18 protein-coding genes are annotated in these 21,045 nt (G+C 46.8%); 17 read left to right on the forward strand and 1 reads right to left on the reverse strand.

What is annotated here, in order from left to right:
* The first annotated feature begins 80 nt into the window (after positions 1–80).
* From traL to ACIH2S_RS03130, 17 genes are all read left to right on the forward strand, one after another.
* Positions 81–362 carry a type IV conjugative transfer system protein TraL gene (gene traL / locus ACIH2S_RS03050; RefSeq protein WP_000433891.1) on the forward strand — a complete coding sequence of 94 codons (282 nt, stop codon included), beginning with the start codon at positions 81–83 and terminating at the stop codon, positions 360–362.
* 8 nt (positions 363–370) lie between these two features.
* Positions 371–985, forward strand: a complete 615-nt coding sequence (locus tag ACIH2S_RS03055) for a TraE/TraK family type IV conjugative transfer system protein (protein WP_430248098.1) — start codon at positions 371–373, stop codon at positions 983–985.
* On the forward strand, positions 966–1,865 hold the full coding sequence (locus tag ACIH2S_RS03060) for a TraK domain-containing protein (protein ID WP_342639964.1): 900 nt from the start codon (positions 966–968) through the stop codon (positions 1,863–1,865). Before ACIH2S_RS03055 ends, ACIH2S_RS03060 begins: the two co-directional genes overlap by 20 nt.
* Positions 1,866–1,867: 2 nt before the next feature.
* A complete protein-coding gene (locus ACIH2S_RS03065) occupies positions 1,868–3,157 on the forward strand; it encodes a TraB/VirB10 family protein (RefSeq protein WP_064497041.1) in 1,290 nt (429 codons plus the stop codon).
* Between the two features lie 74 nt (positions 3,158–3,231).
* A complete protein-coding gene (gene traV / locus ACIH2S_RS03070; protein WP_024008834.1) occupies positions 3,232–3,804 on the forward strand; it encodes a type IV conjugative transfer system lipoprotein TraV in 573 nt (190 codons plus the stop codon).
* On the forward strand, positions 3,801–4,187 hold the full coding sequence (gene traA, locus ACIH2S_RS03075) for a TraA family conjugative transfer protein (protein ID WP_032469918.1): 387 nt from the start codon (positions 3,801–3,803) through the stop codon (positions 4,185–4,187). Before traV ends, traA begins: the two co-directional genes overlap by 4 nt.
* Before the next feature lie 178 nt (positions 4,188–4,365).
* The gene (locus ACIH2S_RS03080; RefSeq protein ID WP_001883769.1) at positions 4,366–5,199 is read left to right on the forward strand and encodes a type IV toxin-antitoxin system AbiEi family antitoxin; all 834 of its coding nucleotides are present in this window, start codon (positions 4,366–4,368) and stop codon (positions 5,197–5,199) included.
* Positions 5,192–6,130 carry a nucleotidyl transferase AbiEii/AbiGii toxin family protein gene (locus ACIH2S_RS03085; RefSeq protein ID WP_064497040.1) on the forward strand — a complete coding sequence of 313 codons (939 nt, stop codon included), beginning with the start codon at positions 5,192–5,194 and terminating at the stop codon, positions 6,128–6,130. Before ACIH2S_RS03080 ends, ACIH2S_RS03085 begins: the two co-directional genes overlap by 8 nt.
* 131 nt (positions 6,131–6,261) lie before the next feature.
* Complete coding sequence (locus tag ACIH2S_RS03090; protein ID WP_001228924.1) at positions 6,262–6,954, forward strand: DsbC family protein; 693 nt, start codon at positions 6,262–6,264, stop codon at positions 6,952–6,954.
* Positions 6,954–9,353 (forward strand): type IV secretion system protein TraC, encoded by a 2,400-nt coding sequence (traC, locus tag ACIH2S_RS03095; RefSeq protein WP_064497039.1) that lies wholly within the window; start codon positions 6,954–6,956, stop codon positions 9,351–9,353. The genes ACIH2S_RS03090 and traC overlap by 1 nt, the downstream gene beginning before the upstream one ends.
* Complete coding sequence (locus ACIH2S_RS03100) at positions 9,346–9,693, forward strand: hypothetical protein (RefSeq protein ID WP_064497038.1); 348 nt, start codon at positions 9,346–9,348, stop codon at positions 9,691–9,693. The genes traC and ACIH2S_RS03100 overlap by 8 nt, the downstream gene beginning before the upstream one ends.
* Entirely contained in the window at positions 9,677–10,189 is a 513-nt protein-coding gene (locus ACIH2S_RS03105) for a S26 family signal peptidase (RefSeq protein ID WP_175215521.1), read from the forward strand. Before ACIH2S_RS03100 ends, ACIH2S_RS03105 begins: the two co-directional genes overlap by 17 nt.
* Before the next feature lie 121 nt (positions 10,190–10,310).
* Positions 10,311–11,324 (forward strand): TrbC family F-type conjugative pilus assembly protein, encoded by a 1,014-nt coding sequence (locus tag ACIH2S_RS03110; RefSeq protein ID WP_430248102.1) that lies wholly within the window; start codon positions 10,311–10,313, stop codon positions 11,322–11,324.
* Positions 11,308–12,336 (forward strand): TraU family protein, encoded by a 1,029-nt coding sequence (locus tag ACIH2S_RS03115; protein ID WP_000735887.1) that lies wholly within the window; start codon positions 11,308–11,310, stop codon positions 12,334–12,336. Before ACIH2S_RS03110 ends, ACIH2S_RS03115 begins: the two co-directional genes overlap by 17 nt.
* 2 nt (positions 12,337–12,338) lie before the next feature.
* Positions 12,339–16,031 (forward strand): conjugal transfer protein TraN, encoded by a 3,693-nt coding sequence (gene traN, locus ACIH2S_RS03120; RefSeq protein WP_064497036.1) that lies wholly within the window; start codon positions 12,339–12,341, stop codon positions 16,029–16,031.
* Between the two features lie 458 nt (positions 16,032–16,489).
* Positions 16,490–17,908 carry an SIR2 family protein gene (locus ACIH2S_RS03125; protein ID WP_004249371.1) on the forward strand — a complete coding sequence of 473 codons (1,419 nt, stop codon included), beginning with the start codon at positions 16,490–16,492 and terminating at the stop codon, positions 17,906–17,908.
* Positions 17,905–19,944 carry an ATP-binding protein gene (locus tag ACIH2S_RS03130; protein WP_004249372.1) on the forward strand — a complete coding sequence of 680 codons (2,040 nt, stop codon included), beginning with the start codon at positions 17,905–17,907 and terminating at the stop codon, positions 19,942–19,944. Before ACIH2S_RS03125 ends, ACIH2S_RS03130 begins: the two co-directional genes overlap by 4 nt.
* Positions 19,945–20,352: 408 nt before the next feature.
* On the opposite strand, the gene ACIH2S_RS03135 is transcribed toward ACIH2S_RS03130, so the two are convergent.
* Positions 20,353–21,027 carry an endonuclease gene (locus ACIH2S_RS03135; RefSeq protein ID WP_048608563.1) on the reverse strand — a complete coding sequence of 225 codons (675 nt, stop codon included), beginning with the start codon at positions 21,025–21,027 and terminating at the stop codon, positions 20,353–20,355.
* Between the last annotated feature and the right edge of the window lie 18 nt (positions 21,028–21,045).

Genomic DNA, 21,045 nt, shown 5'->3' on the forward strand with positions numbered 1-21,045 from the left:
AATTCGATATCTACCTGACCACAGCCCTGAGTTATTTCGGGGCATTCTTCACTTCTCAATTCAAACAACGAGGAGTGACTATGGAACCTGTGAGTATTCCGTCCTATATCGATGACCCGCCGCACTTCCTGCTTTGGAGTGCCGATGAGATGGCTCCCATTCTGTTGGGGCTAGTGATCGGCATTTTTACCGGTAATGCCTTGGTTTTATGCCTGTTGGGGTTGGTGACAACCAAGCTCTATCGGCGTTTTCGTGATGGTCGCCCTGATGGTTTTATTCTTCACGCCATCTACTGGGCTGGACTGTTGCCAACCAAAGCCAAGACGATCCCTAACCCATTTATCAGGAGCTATCTGCCGTGAAGTTCGACGTGTTTTTAAAATCATGGCAAGGCACGCAATTAGAGAACCGATGGCAGCGGTTCCTGATTGCAGTGCTGGTGCTATCTAATTTGCTGCTTGCGGTAGCGGCATTTTCTCGCAATACCGTGGTAGCTATTCAACCACCAACCTTGTCTGAAACGGCTGAAGTGTCACGAAACCAAGCCACTCAACCTTACCTTGAATCCTGGGGACTCTACCTGGCTGAGCTTATGGGCAACGTGACGCCGGGTAATGTGTCTTTCATCCGGGTTGCCATTGAGCCGCTACTTTCTCCAGCGGTGTACCAGCAAGTGGTCGATGCACTGGAGATTCAGGCAAGACAAATCCGCGAAGACCGAGTCACGCTCAAATTCCAACCCAGACAAGTGGAGTATGAGTATGAAACCGGCCATATCTTTGTGACCGGTTATTCCTTGGTCTCTGGACCATCTGGAGATGAGCAGCGCCAAACTCGCACCTATGAGTTTGATATCGATATTGAGCAATACCGTCCAAAACTTAGCTGGATGGATACGTATGAGGGGCAAGCTAGAACGAAGCGCGTTCGTGAAAAGTTGACCCAAGAGCAAAACCGGAGGGTGAATGATGCGAACCAAAATTAGTCGATGGATGACACCAAGCTTAATCGCAATGAGCTTAAGTGGCGTCCTATTATCTCAAGCGTCGTATGCGGACGTGGAATTGCCGATTGTGCCAGCCAGTGTGATGAAGCAGTCTGCTACTGCAAATCCATCGGTTCAAAGCAATACGGTTGCAACGGATGCGCCAACAACGCTACTAATGACACCGGGAGTCAATGAACTGATCCCTGTGGCACTTGGCCATCTGAACCGGATTGTGACGCCGTTTGAATCGCCTCAGGTGAGAACAACCAGTGATGCTCAGACGCAAATCAAGGGGAATGTAGTATATGTGGCCACGGACAAAGAATCACCGGTTTCACTTTACATCACTCCGACTGGTCAGGAAGCGCCTGCGTTATCTGTCACCTTAGTACCTCGTCGTATTCCACCGCGTGAAATCACCTTAGCTATTGATGGTCAGCAGTGGCCCATTAAGGGCGTCGTGAACCGAAAAGCCGCCACTTGGGAAACGGCTCAGCCATACGTCGATAGCTTACGTGATTTACTCAGACGCCTTGCACTAAATGAGTTACCACAAGGCTATGACATCCGTTTAGCTGGCCAAACTGACACAAGCCCGAAATGTTTTCAGCCGGGCTTAAAGTTTGGTTTTAAGCAGGGGCAAATTGTGACGGGACATTACTTCACCGTCTATGTAGGACTGGTTGAAAGCTTTGCCGATGAGCCGATAGAAGCCAGTGAAATAGCCTGTCATGCACCAGATATAGTGGCAAGCGCCTACTGGCCTCGCAATATCTTGTTGCTGGGTGAAAAGACTGAGTTGTATGTGGTTGTTCGCAATCATCGTGAAGAAGCGTTGGAAAGTCAGCGACCTTCGCTTCTTGTGGGAGGTGAATAACGATGAAAGCACAATGGGAACAAATGAGCCCGAACATGAAGCGGGGCCTATCGGTTGCCGGTATTGCTGGTGGTCTCGTCTTTATGGTGATGGTGTTTTCACCTACTCCTGACGATGGCTCAAGCAGTCGGAACCGACAGGAAACGATCCGGCACATTCTTACGGATACCAATACTCGTGATGTTGGGGTCGATAGTTTGGCTGCGAACGTAAAACTACTCAGTGAGCGCAATGAACAGTTACGTCGTGAAGTTGAGCGCTTGCGTCGTGACGTCGATTCAGGACGGCTAAGCCCAGGTTTGCCTTCTATACCAAGTGAGGTCAATGCGGAGTTGGCTCGCCTTCGAGCGGAACTTGATGATGTTCGCGCTGGGGGAGATTCAGTAGTTGAAGGCACAAATAGCCGTTTTGAAGTGCCTTTATCTGCCATGGAATTACCCAAAGACGAAAAGCCACTGCCGTCTAACCCAGACGACTATTTTGCCAATGCGCCGCTGCCTGATCCGCTCTATCAGCAGCCAGCCAATGGCCAAGGTACACGAGCACGAGATGTTCCATTGCCGCCAATCACGATTCGTATGATTGAGCCTGAAGTGGTTGCTGAACCAGAGGTTGTTGTGCAAGAAGCGCCGCCTTTGTATCTACCGGCGGGCAGCATCATCTCAGGTACTTTGATCACCGGTTTGGATGCACCTACTCACGAGTCCGCAAGACGCGAGCCTTTTCCTGCATTGCTGAGGATTCAAAAGGAAGCCATTTTACCCAACCGATTTAGAGCGGATATCAAAGAGTGTTTCTTGATCGCCGCAGGTTACGGTGATTTGAGCTCTGAGCGTGCTTATTTGCGAGGCGAGACCATTTCATGTGTGAGAGAAGATGGTGGCGTCATTGAAACGCGACTGGATTCTTATGCCGTGGGTGAAGACGGCAAAGCCGGTATTCGTGGCCGATTAGTGTCGAAACAAGGCCAGCTGGTGGCCAAATCGATGATGGCCGGATTCCTTCAGGGCTTGGCTGGCGCATTTGATGTGAATCCTGTACCAACGATTCAGACGGGTAATGCCGGTGATACTCAGCTGTACCAGCAAGTCATGAGCCAAGAAGCATTACAAGGCGCTGCGATTAAAGGCACAGGTAAAGCATTGGATCGAGTGGCCAAGTTCTATTTGGACATGGCTGAAAATATGTTCCCAGTCATAGAGGTAGACGCTGCAAGGAAAATTGAAGTCATAGTCACTCGTGGGGCCTCGTTGTCATTGGCCACTTCACAAGGGGTAGGTGCAAGAAGATGAAAAAATCCTGCATGTTGCTAACCGATCGAAGTCCGCTTCAGACAATAAGATGTGTATCCAGAGGAGAGTTAACCATGACGACATCAATGCAGAACAACCCAAAGCACCAGTCAAAACAGTGGTCTAAAGCTGGATTACTTTTATTGGCAGTCGGCTCAACCTTATTGTCTGGCTGTAGTTCATTGGGTCTTGGGAGTAGTGAATATGGATGCCCAGGTATGCCTGACGGTGTGCGCTGTTTATCCGCTCGTGAAGTCTATGAGCTTACCAGTAATGGCGCTGCACCCAAGACGATTGATGCTGTGGCGACTCGAATTGGTTCTCCCTCTGGGTATTCACAATCTGATTTAGAGACAGGACTGCTGAGCCATCCAGCATTACCTGAGACGCAGCAATCTGCACCTATTCGCATTCCTTCAAGGGTGATGCGAATTTGGATTGCGCCTTGGGAGGATGACCGTGGAGATCTGAATTTATCCAGCTACGTGTTTACCGAAATTGAACCGCGCCGGTGGGATATTGGGGTGTCAGCACCTCGAACGGTTTCGCCTGTGCTACGTCCACTTCAGACTCAGAGCGATTCAACCTCAGCGGGAGCTGATGGTAAGCGCGATAACTTGAGTATCTACGGAGAAACTAACGAATGACAAATGCAGTTCGCACCATTCAAACTCAGCGCCTAATGACCATTGGTGCGCTTGGTTTGATGGCGTTAATGATTTCGGAGCCCTCATTTGCGGGCACCGGCGGTGATGCTTTCACCGATGTGTGGGATACCCTAAAAGATTGGACCCAAGGTACTTTGGGACGGATCGTAGCGGGAGCCATGGTACTGGTGGGTATTGTGGGCGGTATCGCTCGCCAAAGCTTGATGGCCTTTGCCTTGGGCATTGGTGGCGGTATGGGTCTCTACAACACACCAACAGTCGTTGAAAGTGTTATGTCTGCAACCTTACCTGTTGTTGCCAGCACTCAAGAAGTCATTGGCACAACAGTTCCAGCAATCAGCGTCGTCTTACTGGGCACCTGAATGTGAGCCATATTAGGCAGTTCACTTAAGGCAATCAAACTTAGGTATACACAACATCGGGTTATTGGTGATGTTGTGTAGACCTTTTCATTTCAGCGACGCCACATTAACGAACTTGGTTTACATTATTTTGTATATTAATACCTAAGGTGTTAAAATTCCTATCGTAATAAACTATATGGTTTATACTGTTCGTGATATTCATACTTTGGGTGTTAAAATGTCATCTAAAATAAACTGGCTTGTTGCTCATACTTCTCCTGGTGCGCTAGTACTTCAGCAATGGCTGACTGAAAACGGCGTGAGCTACTCGTTGGCTCAAAAGTACGCGCAGAACGGTTGGCTGAAGAAGCTTAGTTCTGGTGTGTACTATCGTCCAAATGCGCAGGGCGATATAAAGCCAACTTGGGTTGATGCCATTCAAGCATTGGATGTGCAATTGGGCGTTCCAGTTCATTTGGCTGGATTGAGCAGCTTAACTCACCAAGGACTGAGTCACTATTTGCAGCTGAACAAAGAGCAAGTTTGGATTTGCGTTAAAAACAAGTCGTCCTTACCGAAATGGTTTCGTGAATTCCCTTATCAGAATTGGTTTTACTGCGGAAACCATAAGCTTGAAGTGAATCCCGAGAAAGATTTGAAAAGGATCACGGTTAAAGAGAAAGAGCTCACTGTCAGCTGTGCAGAACTTGCTGCCTATGAAGTGGTAGATGCGATTGGAAAGCTGATTTCATTTGAGCATGTCGCAGAATTATTTCAGGGTTTAGTCAATCTTAGCCCTAGAAAAGTACAAGATATTCTTGAACGAAGCAGCTCTGTTCAGGCAAACCGAATATTTCTATTTCTGGGTCGATACTACGATCACCAGTGGGTCAATCGCATAGATGAAACAAGAATTAAATTGGGGGCAGGAAAGCGGCAGGTTGTCGAAAAAGGACGTTTTGATGAGCGATATCAAATCACAGTGCCAGAGATATTAAGCGTCAAAAAAGGTGAACAACATAATGGATAAAGATAGCCCATATTACAAACAGGTTTCTTTGCTCATAAGAATGCTGCCTGTGGTAGCAACAGAGACGGTTTTTGCACTTAAAGGTGGCACCGCCATTAATTTATTTGTGAGAGATTTTCCTCGGTTATCTGTAGATATTGATCTTGCTTATCTTCCACTTGAACCAAGAGATGAGGCTTTGATTAATGTCAGGGCTGCATTGCAGCGCATTACAGACAGAATCAATACTCAACCAGATATCAGAGCGGCATTTCAGGATAATAAAGCTGATGAACTGAGAATAATTGTATCAAGTCCGGTTGCGACGATCAAAATTGAAGTGTCGCCCGTCGCCAGAGGTACATTGCATAGTGCAGAAATAATGGCAGTTCAAGAGTCTGTTGAATACGAGTTTGGTTATGCTGAGATTCAGGTAGTCAGTCTTCCCGATCTGTATGGTGGGAAATTGTGTGCTGCAATGGATCGCCAACATCCTCGCGACTTATTTGATGTGCGTATGTTACTTGGCAGTGAAGGGGTTTCGAGAGAGATTTTAGTGGGTTTTTTAACCTATACATTAAGTCATCCTCGGCCTATTAATGAAGTCATGTCGCCAAACTGGCAGCCGCTGAATGAGAAATTTCAGGCAGAATTTGATGGAATGACTTTTGAAAAAGTTGAATGCGAAGACTTAGCTTCTGTTAGGCCTATGATGTTAACTTCGCTGCAAAAACATTTCACAGAAAGGGATTATGCTTTCCTTATGTCATTCAAAAGAGGGCAACCTGACTGGGCATTGTTTGACTATCCTAATGCAGCAGACTTGCCAGCGATTCGTTGGAAGTTGCAGAACATAAACAAATTGGCAAAGAATCAAGCAAAACATCAAGAGCAATTAGATAAATTGAAGCAAGTGCTTGATGATTGGCTTGTTAACGCAAACGCCGAGTAATTCGTTTATAACAAACCTCAACGAGCTATAAGCCCCCTAGTTAGATTGCGATTTCTTCAATCTATCTAACCGAGTCCACATAGGACAACTGCATAGACTGGAGCCTCGATTTACATTAACGAGGACTCCTCATGCGAAAACTATCTCCAATTATTCTGGCGCTTGCGCTGTCTCCTTTGGTTCAAGCTGAACCTGTATCTGAAGTGTCGCCCGTTGGCAAAATTGACGGCATGGTTTCTTTACCTGTCACGGGTATGAAAGCTGTCGAAAGCAATGGCCGTATTGTTTTCATGTCAGATAGTGGCCGGTTCGTCATTGATGGCACGCTCTATGATGCCTGGTCCAAAAAGCCACTTACCAGCCTTGAAGAAATTCGAGAAGCGGGAAACACTCTGGATTTAAGTCGCCTTGGCTTAAAAATGGATGATTTGAACCCACTGACGCTGGGCGAAGGCAAAAAGAAAGTGGTGGTCTTTGTTGATCCACGATGCCCGCACTGCCATGAGCTTTTGAAACAAGCTTTACCGCTAACCAAAGAATACACCTTCCAAATACTCCCTGTGCCAGTGCTTGGTCCTGATTCAGAGCGTCAGGTTCGCCAGCTTGGCTGTGCGCGTGACAAAAAAGCGGCCACCGATGCATTGCTGAATGGCCGGATTGGTAACCTAGAACAGGATGATGCCTGCAACTTAGAACCAATGCAGCGTACCTTGGTGACGGCTCAAATCCTGGGCATTCAAGGTGTGCCTTTCATCGTCGCCAATGATGGTCGCATCAGCCGAGGCCGTCCTTATGATCTTTCTGCTTGGTTGGAGGGGCGTTAATGAAAGCCTCTCTGTATTCAGGGCAACGCGCTTCAGAGCTCTTGCCAGTATTGGCCTATTCCGACGATGAGCAACTGTTTTTCATGGAAGACCAGAGTGTTGGCTTTGGTTTTCTATGTGACCCATTGCCGGGTGGTGATGAGTCTGTTGCAGACAGGGTTAATGTTCTACTCAACAACGACTGGCCAAAAGACACTTTGCTGCAATTTGGCCTGTACGCATCCCCTGATATTCAAACCGACCTTCAGCGCATGATGGGCTTACGGCATCGTCAATCCGATCCATTGCTTAGGGCGTCGATACGCAAACGTGCGGATTTCCTCGATGGGGGCACGGTTCAACCGATAGAAGAATCGACCCAGACTCAGGTACGCAACTTTCAACTGATCGTCACCTGCAAATTGCCTTTGGAAAGTCCTATACCGACGGATCGTGAGTTGAGTCGAGCATCCGCGCTTCGGGCTTCTTTCTCGCAAGCGCTGGCAACGGTTGGTTTTCGCGTCACTGAGATGACTGACCGAAACTGGCTCGCGGCATTAAGTGCGCAGCTTAACTGGGGAAAAGATGCTTCCTGGCGCAATCCATCACCAATCCGCAGTGAGGCAGATAAACCACTTCGAGAGCAAGTGTTGGATTATGACAGAGCTATCAAGGTGGATAGCCAAGGTCTGATGCTGGGCGATTACCGAGTTAAAACCTTATCGTTTAAGCGCTTGCCTGAGCGGATCTGGTTTGGTCATGCCGCAAGTTTTGCGGGCGATATGATGACGGGCAGTCGCGGTTTACGCGGCAGCTTTTTGCTGAATGTCACCATTCACTTTCCCTCAGCCGAGGCGATGCGATCTCGTTTAGAGACGAAGCGTCAATGGGCGGTCAATCAGGCCTATGGCCCGATGCTCAAGTTTGTGCCGGTGCTTGCAGCCAAGAAAAAGGGATTTGATGTTCTTTTTGAAGCCTTGCAAGAAGGTGATCGTCCTATTCGGGCAAATATGACCTTAACGCTGTTTTCACCAACAGAAGAAGCGTCGATCAGCTCTGTTTCAAATGCTCGAACCTATTTCAAAGAACTCGGATTTGAGCTGATGGAAGACAAGTACTTCTGTTTGCCCATTTTCCTGAATGCCTTGCCATTTGGTGCTGACCGCCAGGCGATGAACGATTTGTTTCGATTCAAGACCATGGCGACACGGCATATCATCCCTCTGTTGCCTTTGTTTGCGGATTGGAAAGGCACTGGCACGCCGGTGATTAACTTTGTTTCCCGCAATGGCCAGATCATGAGTGTGTCCCTTTATGACTCGGGCAGTAATTACAATTGTTGCATCGCGGCGCAATCGGGATCGGGTAAGTCATTCCTGGTGAACGAAATCATCTCCTCCTACTTATCAGAAGGCGGCCAATGCTGGGTGATTGATGTTGGCCGCTCTTATGAAAAGCTGTGTGAAGTCTATGACGGTGAGTTCTTACAGTTCGGGCGGGACAGTGGCATTTGCTTAAATCCGTTTGAAATCGTTGAGGACTATGACGAAGAAGCGGATGTGTTGGTTGGGTTATTGGCCGCAATGGCCGCTCCCACGCAGTCATTAACCGATTTTCAGATGGCCAACCTAAAGCGTCAGACCCGTGAACTGTGGGAGAAAAAAGGTCGTGCCATGTTAGTTGATGATGTGGCAGAGGCCTTGAAAAATCACGAAGACCGACGTGTGCAAGACGTGGGTGAGCAGCTCTATCCGTTTACGACACAGGGCGAATATGGCCGATTCTTTAATGGCCACAACAATATTCGCTTCAAAAACCGTTTCACCGTTCTGGAGTTAGAAGAGCTTAAGGGGCGTAAGCATCTACAACAAGTAGTGTTGCTTCAGCTTATCTACCAAATCCAACAAGAGATGTACTTAGGTGAGCGTGATCGTCGCAAGATTGTGTTCATTGACGAAGCCTGGGATCTGCTGACTCAAGGTGATGTCGGTAAGTTCATCGAGACGGGTTACCGTCGATTTCGAAAATATGGCGGCAGTGCTGTAACGGTAACGCAGTCGGTCAACGATTTGTATGACAGCCCTACAGGTAAAGCCATCGCTGAAAACTCGGCCAATATGTACCTGCTTGGCCAAAAAGCTGAAACCATCAACGCGCTCAAAAAAGAAGGCCGCTTGCCACTAGGTGAAGGCGGCTATGAATACCTGAAAACGGTTCATACCGTCACTGGTGTCTATTCCGAAATTTTCTTTATTACCGAAATGGGCACCGGGATTGGCCGCCTCATCGTCGATCCGTTTCACAAGCTGTTGTACTCGTCCCGTGCAGAAGATGTAAACGCGATTAAACAGTTAACGCGCAAAGGCCTTTCTGTTGCTGATGCCATCTCCCAGTTGTTAAAGGAGCGAGGCTATGAATAAGTCCACGCTTTGGCCATTTATGGCCTCTATTACTTTGTCTGTTGCTGGTAGCGGGTTAATGACCAGCTGGCTCTTAATGAAAACACTCGAACCCATCCACAGCCAGTTGGCGTTAAGTACGCCCATTGCAGTCGTGGATTTTGGGGAGGCGGTGTTGTCACTGGGCCCCAATGCCAGCGAACAGGAAATCGAATCTAGGTTGCTTCAGACCAATCAGCAAATTGAAAAGTTAAAAACGGCCGGTTTTATCGTGCTGGATGCCCAGGCGGTGGTGGGTGCTGATGAGTCCGTATTTGTGCCAGTAGGCTCAAAGGAGGTGTCTCATGCAGATACTCCGTAAAAGAATGCCTTGGCGGCCATATCTCATCCGGTTGACTGTTCTTGCGTTAATCATGGCCTTGGTAGGCACCTACGCCATGATGCGCTACCGAATAGGTATTGATACCCAGCAAGAGCGCTGCCTTCCTGATACCACGGTATATCTGATTGACCTATGGAATAAAGAGCCCGTTAAGGATGGTCTGTATGCCTTCCACTCAAAAGGACTCGCTCCGTTATATAACGACGGTACTCGGATGCTGAAACGCCTAACAGGGATGCCAGGGGATGAAGTCAAGGTGACGCCTGAGCATGTGCTGGTGAATGGTGCTGAAGTCTCTACCGGCATGACATTAGCCCAGCGTCTTGGTGTGGCTGAAACAGAATTTAGCCGCTCATTGACGCTGCAAGAAAACGAGTATTGGTTTTCCGGCGAGGCTGCAACGAGTTTCGACTCCCGCTATTGGAATGCCGTTAAGCGCGAGCAGATTGTCGGTCGCGCTTGGCCGCTTTGGTAAGAGGTAGATGATGCAAAGACTATGTCTCTTATTTTTGTTGGTTGCTCCATTGTCTTGGGTTCAAGTGTCCTGGGCACAAGAGCCTTTTCTGTTGTCTGACGAAGACAAAAAGATCGTCGAAATGAGCCGCAGCATTTTACAAAGTGCTGTGGATGGTTCATCTGAATTTATCGAGCCTTTTGCACCGGTTGAACAACCTGTGTCGCTCAAACACAACGATGAATGGTTGATATTTGCGTCGTCCTCATTGGGTGATTCGTCACTGAAGCAACTATTTAAAGAGGCCAGTGTTACCGGTGCTATTGTGTTGTTTCGGGGAATTCCTGAAGGAAAGACCTTGGGGGCGGCTATCCGTGATTGGCATACCCTGATGGCGGGACTTGATCCTGTTCCTCAGGTTCGAATCGATCCGAAAGCCTTTGTGCACTGGCGGGTGACTAGCGTGCCTGCCATTTTTCGCATAGACGATGACAAGGTGACTGCAAGTGCACTAGGGGTTTACAGCAAGGACTGGTTGCAACGCCAAATTGAAAGCGGCAATACCGGTTCATTGGGTCAACGCGGTCCGATTCATTCGATTTTAGAACCGGATTTGATGCAAGTGGCGATGCAGCGATTACAGTCGATTGACCTGGGCGCATTAAAGAAAAAAGCCATTGAGCGTTTCTGGTCTCGCCAAACATTCACTGACTTACCCAAAGCCACGCAGTATCGGATAAGAACGGTTGATCCAACCATCGTCATGCAGCGGCCACTATTGGATGCCAATGGCCGAACATTGATCCCAGCAGGAACGCGTATTAACCCGCTCAAAGCCTTGCCATTTACTCAGCAGCTCGTGGTGTTTAATGCGTCGAACGCTGAAGAAGTGGACGCAGTAGCGCATTGGCTTGAGGGCCAAGATAGGACGCTGCGCCGCATTACGCTTATCACCACGCAGCTCGACCGTGCTCAAGGTTGGAATAGCCTCAATGCGCTCGAAAAGACATTGGACAGTCCGGTTTATCTTCTCAATGCCTCGCTAAAGCAGCGCTTTGATTTGCAAGTCACCCCATCGTTTGTTCAAGCAAAGGGACTCGCGTTTGAAATAGAAGAAATTCCAGCAAAGGAGCTTGTTCATGAAAAAGCTCAATAATACGTATCGTCTGTTGCGGACTCTCGTTGTCATGTTTGTCCTTGGCGCATCTATTCCTGCAAAAGCCGAACTGACCTGCCCAGACGCGGGGTTATTGTCGGGTAAGTTGCTGACGGATGTTTGCTGGTCATGCATTTTTCCTATCCGAGTTGCGGGTCTTCCTCTTGGCTCTGGCAGTGTCCCAAGCGGCGCATCAAACAAGTCATTTTGCTTATGTGAAGACAACTTAGGTGTGCCAAGGCCAGGTATTGTTACCAGCATGTGGGAGCCAGCGCGTTTGATTGAACTGGTCAGAACGCCAGGTTGTTCGCCTTCACTGGGAGGGATTCGTTTACCGTTAGGTGATAGGCGATTGCAAGGTGGTCATGGTGAAGGTGAATACGATACCGGTGATCTTGCTTTCTACCATTACCATTATTACGCCTTTCCGCTTTTGGTCATGCTCGATTTGTTCATGGATGGCAATTGCAATGCCGATGGTTACATGGACTTTGACTTGATGTATTTGTCGGAATTGGACCCAACATGGCTGAACGATGAACTGGCCTTTTTTACTCAGCCTGAAGCGGCTGCCGTTGCCAATCCATTGGCTATATCTGCTTGTACCGCTGACGCTGCTTCATCAACGCTTGGTAAACCCATCGACCAGTTGTTTTGGTGTGCTGGCAGTTGGGGCCATCTCTACCCGTTATCTGGCCACACCTTAGCCTTTGGCTCATTAGCAGAAAACACCAGCCATTTAGCGGCGCGTGCAATCGCGGCTCAACACAGGCGTGGTCTTGCTAGGCGAACAATGGGGAACAGTGCGCTATGCCGACCTGTTGTCGAACCCATGCTGCCGAAATCCCAATACAAGATGAGTATGTTCTTCCCTGTACCGGAAACTGAAAGTGCACATGTCATCGGTGAAAGCACCATGAAATGGGGAGAGTGGCGAACGATCCCCGGTGCCGGTGAAGATGCGCTCTACATTTTGTGGCGCTGGCAAGACTGCTGTAACTCGGGAGGTTAACTATGAAACCAACATTTTTTACCCGAGTGTTAGCGGGTATTTTATCTATCACTATGGCGTGCTTGCCCTTACATGGTGTGGCCGCTGATGTGCAGCGCCAATCCGGCCTAAGCGGACAACAAGAAGGTAAGCAATTGCTGCAAAACTGGACGATGCCCGCACTCAATGGCAATACATTGTCAGTGCCGAATGGCAGTGGTAATGAGTCCATTAACCTGCAAGAGCTTTTCCCTGGTATGGATCAAGGCTCATTGGATGTCTTAACGGGCGTTTATGGCTCTGATGCCAGCATGAATCAATTGGGGACGCAGCGCCAAGAGAGCATGGCATCCGAAAATGGCGCTACGGGTGAGGCGTTTCGCTCGCTCCAGCAAATCAAAGACAGGTCTCGGCCAGATATGGTCAATGATCCGCTTTGGGCATTAACCGATGCGGTTCAAACTGACCCAAATCTATTAACTCAAAGCTTCCCAGGCTGTGAGTCTCAAGGTGAAGGCAGCCCAAACTACCAGCAATGTGACAGGCTCAATACAGCGGTTAACAGCTGCACTATCACTCACGATTACACGGCAGGTATCATTGAGCATGTTTCAGGGCCGATGAACCTTCGCTCTTGTGGTGAAGGGTGTCTTGAAGTTTGGATAGGACGAATTGGTGACAACTACTGGAGTGGTAGTTGTAAAGTGTTCGAACAGGCCATCACACTCAAAGTCGTGAATCCCGATGCGATTACCTCAGCCGTACTTGAGTACGCCAAATGGGATGACTACATGCAAGTGTGGCTTGGTGATCAGAAAGTCTGGTCTGGGCCGAACAATAATTTTCCACCAGAAACGGCAGGTCGCTGCGAGCTCAGTACCAGTTGGGAGCGCAATCCTAATACCGATCTAACGGCCAAGCTAAAAGCGGTAGAGCCCGGTTTAGAAGTGCCAGTCAAAATTCGCGTATCGGTCACTGGTAGTGGTGAGGGGTATGCACGCATCAAGGTACGCTTTGATCCAACCAAGGTGGTGATGAATGATAGTTGGTCACCACAGTCCTGTATCGAACAAGCCGCGGATATCCCGGCTAAGTTTTCAGACTACAGCATTCAATGCACGGATCAGCCGTCTTCAACCAACGGATGTACGGTGGTCAATGGTGTTTCAGTTTGTGAATCCTATTTTGCCCCAAGCCCAGTGGCTGGCATATCGCCTTTGTGTCGTCGTGTACAAGTCAGTGTGGATGATGAAAGCTATAAGGGGATTGAAAATCAGGCCTGCCAAGTGCTTGAAGCGAACCCTTCATGTGGCTTCATGTCGTCAGAATGTGCCGAAACCAATGATAAAGGTGAATGCATTCGTTTTACCGATACCTATGACTGTGGATTGCAAACCAGCGATCCAAAGTGTGTGGTATCCAATCTTATGCCGAGTAGTTTTGAGGCCTGTGAGCCTACTCAGACGATTACGCCATTTACTGAAACCAAGCATGTACCCGATTACCAGGTGTGCGAGAAGATCAGCACGCTTACTCAGTGTCAGTTAGAGCGACGTGTATCCGCTGAAACCCATCAACAAAGCTGGTCCATTGAGCGTGGTTGCTTTAGCTCCGAAACGCTCAGTTTTGTTCCACAGCACAGCAGTACTATGCAAACTGGAAACGCTACGCTGAGGATTTTTGATAATCAAAATACTGAGATAAAAATCACCGAGTCGCCATCCAAGGCAAATGGCTGGAAAACGACACTCTCATTGACGGGCAATAAGGAGACGGTGACTGAGACGAAACCGTCCATTAAATACCCTGAAATGACCTGTCCAAAAGGAACCTTGGTTGGCTCATTGTGTAAAGTCGTCAATGGTTCGATTATTTCGTGGCATGAACCCCAGGAGGTCACTCGTTCCAGATGCGATTCCGGCTGGAACAAAGTCGATTTCGACACTTGCAGCCGAGAAGTTCAGAAGTGTTTGGCTCCTGCGAAACTGAGTGCTTCCTTGACCTTCTCCGGCAAGTACTTAGAGCAAGACGTTGTTCATCAATCAAGTGATCCGGGCATAGACCAATGCTTGATGCAAACGGATCAGTTTACTGCGGTGCAGTGGCAGTGTTTGGATACGGGCACAAAACGAATCGACGGGTTAACGGTTGGTAGTAGCGAGTTGGCGAAGCTTGGAAGTCTTTATCCGGCTGTTGTTTCGTCTCCTGCTCATTTAACCAGTCGTGGCAGCTCTGATGGACTGGGGCTCTCATGCTGGAGGGCAAAAGCGACCTATAATGCCTCGACTGCTCACCCAGAGTTCAACATGGGCAGCTCAGATAGCTGGGTAGATGCCAATGGTAATACACAAACCATCGTCAATAACGGACAAAACACGACCACCAATACGTGTGCCGCGCTAGAGCAAAATCCGGCCTGCCAGTACGTCAGAACCGAATGTACTGAGGGCGGGGCTGGTCATGAAGGCTTCTGTTATATCCAAAGTTTGGTGTATGACTGCGGACAAAGCGTTGAAGTGCAAAACGCTCGAATGGAAACTCAATACAACTGTGAGGGGCCAGTTCGCTGTATGGGCACAGATTGTTTAGAGCCAGAGTCAATCAAGCAGGCTAACTTTGCAGAGGCCGCTGCGATGCTTAATGCGGCGCAGTTTATGACCAATGATATGTCATGCACAGGAGCTGATGGCCAAGATAACGTCGAGTGTACGGTCTTTAAAGGTAATGCTGGCCAGTGCAAAAAAGCCGTTGGCGGCATAGTGGATTGCTGTGAAAAGCCAAGTGGCGTGTCGCTATCGGATTACATCACGATGATAGTTGCGGTCAACAAGCTTGATACGGCAGTCATGGCCATGAATCCGTCTTCGGCAATCTATGGTTCGTGGAATACGCTCAGGGAACCAATCACCAGTACCTGGAGTGCGGTTAAAGAGCCTTTTGTGTCTGCATGGGACTCTCTCATGGGGGCTGGGCCATCAACGGCTGCTGGCGCGGGAGCGGAGCAAGCTGCGACTGGCTTTATGCAGGTGTTGACCAACAAAACGGCTGAGTGGGTAGGCTCTACGTTTGGTTCGGGGGCGCAATCGGCACTGTTTAGTAACGTTGGTGGTGCGGTTGGAGCCGATGGTGTCGTTTCGGGTGGTAACTTTGCCCTGGGGGGCGCTGCGGGCGCGGTTCTGAGTACGGTTATGACGGCCTACATGATTTATTCAGTCACTATGATCCTCATTCAGCTTATCTGGAAATGTGAGCAGAGCGAGTTTGAAATGAACGCCAAGCGGGTATTGAAGAGTTGCCACTATGTAGGCTCTTACTGCAAGTCTAAGTTCTTAGGTGCCTGTGTTGAAAAACGGCAGTCATATTGCTGTTTTACTTCGCCACTTTCACGGATCATTCAAGAACAAGTACGCCCTCAATTGGGCCTTGGTTGGGGCAGTGCCAAGTCACCAAACTGTGAAGGTTTGACCGCGAGTCAGTTAAACCAGGTAGATTGGAGCCAAGTCAATCTCGATGAATGGATAGGTATCTTGTCGATAACAGGCAACCTACCCGAAGTACCGTCACTGGATCTGGAACGACTCACAGGCTCAGGAAGTACGCTAAACGTTGATGGAAATCGTCAGAGTGCCGCAGATAGAGCCATTGAACGGCTAAACGGAATGGATGCCCAGAAACTTCGCCAGGAGGCAACGGAAGAAGTCTCGGGGAACAATTAGAATAAATTGCTCCGTTAGCCCCGTTTTGCAGGACTAATGGAGCAGAAAAAATAATCAATATGCATTTATGTAACTGCGACAAATTTGCAAAAATGTGTTTGTAGTAGTTTCGATAAATAGAGTTGGACATCGGACAGATAGCTATGAGCGAGGAACTGACGTGGCCAACCAAAATCGACCAACCCAGCTAAGCCACTTTTCTCAATATCTTCATTTTTAATTCATACATATTTGGGCTTGGATACCTCAAATATGTATGCAAACGTTCTGTATTGTAAAATGTCATGCTAAGCTCGAAAGCACGATTGAACACCTTGGTGTCGAGATTGAAGATGTACTAAGGATTTCAGATAGTTGTGACGGATGATTCAATGCCAACGGCTTAAGTTGTAAATATTCATGGCAGACGTTTGTGTCCCCAACGCTATATCTTTCACACAAATATGAGAAGTGTATTTATGACTATTCAGCAAATTAAAGTTGGCAGTGTTCCTGATATTATTGAGCTAACACCAAACTCCAATGAGCAAAGTGATTCTTATCCTTTTATCCTATCAACGAATACTTCATGGGGAGAACAGGGTTCTAAAATATCAATAGAGAAATTACGCCAAAATATTGAGCCTTGGTTAACAGCACTTTTTCAATCCGAACATTTAAATCTATTGATCGGTGCGGGTTTAAGTACGTCTATTCAAATGTCGGCTACAGGCGTGCCACCCGTTGGAATGGGGTGGATCAGTGATCTAGCGGTCTGTCAAAGCGAAATAAATGAATTCGCTACAAAAGCTGCCAAATCGGCTGGTCGCGCACAAGGAAATATAGAAGATCAAATTAGAGCTATTAATGAACTTATCAAAGGTCTTGAAATTTTAACAGTGTTGGATAGCCCGCAACCTGAAAACCCCCCGGCTCCATATGCAGCCTATAGAGACCTAAAAGCTGATTTAGCTGCAATTAAGGGGGAATTGTCTCGATGTCTAGGTGAGTTTTCAAAATCTGTCAGTACAGGAGAACACTTAATTAAAAGTGCTGAAAAAAAACGAAAAGAGGAAACTTTCAATTATCTTGTGAGTTTCTTAATGAGCTTTGCAAGTAGAACCGCTACACGCGACAGATTGCATATTTTTACAACGAACTATGACCGAATTATCGAGGTTGGTGCTGAACTTGCTGGTTTAAGACTCATAGACCGTTTTGTTGGAAGTATTGCTCCCGTTTTTAGATCCTCAAGATTAGAAGTTGATTATCACTATAACCCTCCGGGAATACGTGGTGAACCAAGATATTTGGAAGGAGTGGCACGTTTTACCAAACTTCACGGTTCTCTAGATTGGCACGAACAAGATGGTGCGATTAGGCGCTTTGGCCTACCTTTTGGAGCTCGCTCTGTTGAACCGTTTCTAGAAGCAGAGGGGCACGAAAGCGATAGTTATGAACAACTTATGATTTACCCTAATTCAGTCAAAGATAGAGAAACCGCTGAGTACCCCTATGTAGAGTTATTTAGAGACTTAGCAGCAGCGACTAGCCGTCCAAACAGTACATTAGTCACGTATGGCTATAGCTTTGGTGATGAGCATATAAACAGAGTAATTGAAGATATGCTTACCGTTCCATCTACCCATCTAGTCATCATTGCTTTCGGAGATCCGCTAGAAAGAATTATGAACTTCATTGGTAAAAGTGGAAGAAAAGCTCAAATCACTTTACTAATGGGTGACCATTTGGGGGATCTAAAAACTTTGGTTGATAACTATCTACCTAAACCAGCCATAGATAAAGCATCAATAAAGATGGCCGAATTACTAAAACAGCGAGGCTTTATCCAGTCAGAACACTCAGGTAATGCAACTACCACCGAGGTAACATCATGAGTTACTTGCCTATAGAAAGACTGGAACAGTTACGAATCGGAACCGTTGGTTTTGTATCGCCTAGTGAAATTAGAGTTTCCTTAGAAATTGATTCCCCAGACTCAGTCTCTCTTCAAGGAGGCTCACCTCGCAACTTTCCTCGAATCAACAGTTATGTGCTTATAAACAGTGATGATGGATTTCTAGTTGGTCAAGTTGAGTGGATCGCAGTAGAACACTCGCCATACCCCAAAAGAAGAGGCTTGCAAGATTTTGGCTTGATAGACTTACCTTTTCCTCTAAAAAAGCTCAGTATCAACCCCGTTGGTACATTGAGAAGCGATAGAAAAAACGATGGTTTCAAATTCACCAGAGGAACAGATGCATTTCCTTCAGTTGGTGATTCAGTGCTTTTACCTACTGACCAACAATTAAACTCAATAATCGAATCAGGTGAAAACAGAAGGGTTAAAATAGGAGATAGTCCTCTAGCTAACAATGCAGAAATAAAAATCGACCCCGATAAGCTTTTTGGGCGACATATAGCTGTTTTAGGCAACACAGGTAGTGGTAAATCTTGCTCTGTGGCGGGACTAATTCAATGGTCACTGGACGCAGTTTTACAACAGGGCCAAACTCCGAACGCTCGATTTATAATACTTGATCCTAACGGGGAGTACAGCCGAGCATTTGGTCCAAAGTCAAAATATAAGGGGAATTTATTGCGCGTAGAGGCTAACTCTGATTATGGTGAGTTAGAACTTAAAGTACCATCATGGCTATGGAACAGTTCAGAATGGGGGGCGTTCACTCAGGCAAGTTCAAAAGTTCAACTCCCATTACTACGACGAGCTTTGAGGGCGATGAGAAATGATGTGTTGTCAGAAGATGATGTGACAATTCAAGCAAAACATTTTTGCGGAATACTTTTAGTTTCAATAAGGCAACTAGCAAGTCAAGGGCAGATATATGTGAATGGTGGTCATGCCAAAGGCTTAGTTGAAAGTTTAACGTCATGGGAAACTAGCCTCATAACATTAAACGAAAAAATCCACAACCAACCTTTCAATAGTGTAATAAGCACGATAAATACTTACCTATCTTCCAGAAGAGGAGCACAGTGGCCTGCTAAGCCTGAAGTCAGTGATACTGATAAGTTGATTTCTGAGTTAAAAGAAGCTCATGTTGCACTTGGTGGTGATGAACAAGAACTTCTCCCGAAAAGTGAAGATACGCCTATTCGCTTTGAAGGTGATGACTTCGTCGCCTATCTCGAAGCTTTAGCACAAGAAACGGGAACTGAGCAGTTCATGGAATTTCTTTTGACTCGAATTCGCACAATGCTAGGTGACACCCGAATTAGTGCAGTTACTAAAGATTCTGAGGAACCAATAAGTTTAACTGATTGGCTAGATACTTTTCTTGGGAAGGATACTCATGGTGCTATCACTGTTATCGACCTATCACTAGTTCCCAATGAAATTATCCATCTTGTAACAGCAGTAATCTCTAGAGTGACTTTTGAAGCTCTTCAACGATATCGGAAGATGAATGGAAAACCATTACCAACAGTAATGGTTGCAGAGGAAGCTCATACATTTATCAAACGATACAAAGAAGAAAGTGAGAGTCAATCAGTTTCTGATGTGTGCTGCAAAGTATTTGAAAAAATCGCTCGCGAAGGGCGTAAATTTGGTTTGGGACTAGTAGTATCATCCCAACGACCTTCTGAGTTATCTCCTACTGTTCTTTCTCAATGTAATACTTTTTTACTGCACAGAATTAGCAATGATAGAGACCAAGAACAAGTTCATAGGCTTGTTCCCGATAACATGAGGGGGCTATTAAGAGAGCTACCATCGCTACCATCTCGACATGCAATTTTACTCGGATGGGCTTCAGAACTACCGGTGTTAGTTCGAATGAAAGAACTTAGTGAAGAGCAAAGGCCTCAGTCTGATGATCCTGACTTTTGGGACGTATGGTCTAACTCCACAGGTGAGCCTCGTGAAGTAAACTGGCAGCCAATCGTTGAAGAATGGCAAAACAGAGATTAATTTACCAGCCAAATTAGCGCCAAATAGATGCTTAACAATACGAATAAGATTAACTTTCTATGGCGCATTTGTTCCAAAGCGATGAGTGGCGTGAACTATTAGTGGTGTGCGAATCAATAGGCTATTACGCTAATTTCGATAAACGGGTACTTTCCAAAGTGACTTAGGGTTCCTTTCTGACAATTTATTAAATGCATAGATATTAACGACGCTATACGAGAGAAATTTGGGGGAATTACGATTGATTGAAAATTCGACTTAATTCGACAAAGCTGATGATGGTTCAAAAGCGAGTCAGATCCGAACGTCCACTTTGGCAGTTGCCGACTATCAGATTAATTTTAGTAATGTTAATCTGATTTTCGCTAAAAGAACCTTGTCCAACAAGTTTGTCTCAGCTAGTTTCAATTAACAGCTATTTGACACATGGCAGTTAGAGTTACCTTGAATAGTTTTAATCTTAAAATCACGCACTTTTTCCCATTCGTCAACAGGGTCCATTCTTGACCAAGCTTCAAATAGCTGAGTTTGTTGCCTACTGAGTCTTAGGCCGTATTGATCTCGCATGTAGAAATAAATTCTAGCAATATCACCCTGACGGTTAGCTGGTGGTTCTGCTCGACGGTCTTTGAAATCAACTTCGAAATCACATTGACCATAGGATCTTGGTTCATTCGGAATCATGCCAAATCGAAAATTTGACCTATCCCCATTGAGCTCTCCTACAGATGGTACGAGGTTATGGAGATCCGAAACCATTTTAGAAAACTCAGGATCATTCTTTTCGCAGTTCCGACGACCACCATTTTGCCAGCATTGGCGTTGATGGCCAATTTCCCAAGCTGAGACTACATGTTCCCACTCTAAGCGTTCACCTCGTTTCGGTTGCTTTCTTGGTTCATATCCGCAAGATGCAGCATCAATCGCACCATCATTGCTATAGCTACATCCACAGTAAAACGTACTCTGGTTGTCTTGGTAAATTTCTCGGGCAAATCGTTTTGCCTGACTGAACGATGTGGGGTGTTCTGCAATTGCAGGTATAGCGAATAACGCTATAAAGAAAGGGTATACGGATTTAATGGTTGATGGGGCACCTTC

The organism is Providencia lanzhouensis (assembly GCF_050469745.1).
GTDB classification, from domain to species: domain Bacteria; phylum Pseudomonadota; class Gammaproteobacteria; order Enterobacterales; family Enterobacteriaceae; genus Providencia; species Providencia lanzhouensis.

Excerpts from the sequence above, each read along its gene's own strand:
- traN (WP_064497036.1), top strand. The coding sequence starts at position 12,339 with ATGAAACCAACATTTTTTACCCGAGTGTTAGCGGGTATTTTATCTATC.
- ACIH2S_RS03090 (WP_001228924.1), top strand. The coding sequence starts at position 6,262 with ATGCGAAAACTATCTCCAATTATTCTGGCGCTTGCGCTGTCTCCTTTG.
- traC (WP_064497039.1), top strand. The coding sequence starts at position 6,954 with ATGAAAGCCTCTCTGTATTCAGGGCAACGCGCTTCAGAGCTCTTGCCA.
- ACIH2S_RS03115 (WP_000735887.1), top strand. The coding sequence starts at position 11,308 with ATGAAAAAGCTCAATAATACGTATCGTCTGTTGCGGACTCTCGTTGTC.
- ACIH2S_RS03065 (WP_064497041.1), top strand. The coding sequence starts at position 1,868 with ATGAAAGCACAATGGGAACAAATGAGCCCGAACATGAAGCGGGGCCTA.
- ACIH2S_RS03060 (WP_342639964.1), top strand. The coding sequence starts at position 966 with ATGATGCGAACCAAAATTAGTCGATGGATGACACCAAGCTTAATCGCA.
- ACIH2S_RS03130 (WP_004249372.1), top strand. The coding sequence starts at position 17,905 with ATGAGTTACTTGCCTATAGAAAGACTGGAACAGTTACGAATCGGAACC.
- ACIH2S_RS03100 (WP_064497038.1), top strand. The coding sequence starts at position 9,346 with ATGAATAAGTCCACGCTTTGGCCATTTATGGCCTCTATTACTTTGTCT.
- ACIH2S_RS03105 (WP_175215521.1), top strand. The coding sequence starts at position 9,677 with ATGCAGATACTCCGTAAAAGAATGCCTTGGCGGCCATATCTCATCCGG.
- ACIH2S_RS03085 (WP_064497040.1), top strand. The coding sequence starts at position 5,192 with ATGGATAAAGATAGCCCATATTACAAACAGGTTTCTTTGCTCATAAGA.
- traL (WP_000433891.1), top strand. The coding sequence starts at position 81 with ATGGAACCTGTGAGTATTCCGTCCTATATCGATGACCCGCCGCACTTC.
- traA (WP_032469918.1), top strand. The coding sequence starts at position 3,801 with ATGACAAATGCAGTTCGCACCATTCAAACTCAGCGCCTAATGACCATT.
- ACIH2S_RS03110 (WP_430248102.1), top strand. The coding sequence starts at position 10,311 with ATGAGCCGCAGCATTTTACAAAGTGCTGTGGATGGTTCATCTGAATTT.
- traV (WP_024008834.1), top strand. The coding sequence starts at position 3,232 with ATGACGACATCAATGCAGAACAACCCAAAGCACCAGTCAAAACAGTGG.
- ACIH2S_RS03125 (WP_004249371.1), top strand. The coding sequence starts at position 16,490 with ATGACTATTCAGCAAATTAAAGTTGGCAGTGTTCCTGATATTATTGAG.
- ACIH2S_RS03080 (WP_001883769.1), top strand. The coding sequence starts at position 4,366 with ATGGTTTATACTGTTCGTGATATTCATACTTTGGGTGTTAAAATGTCA.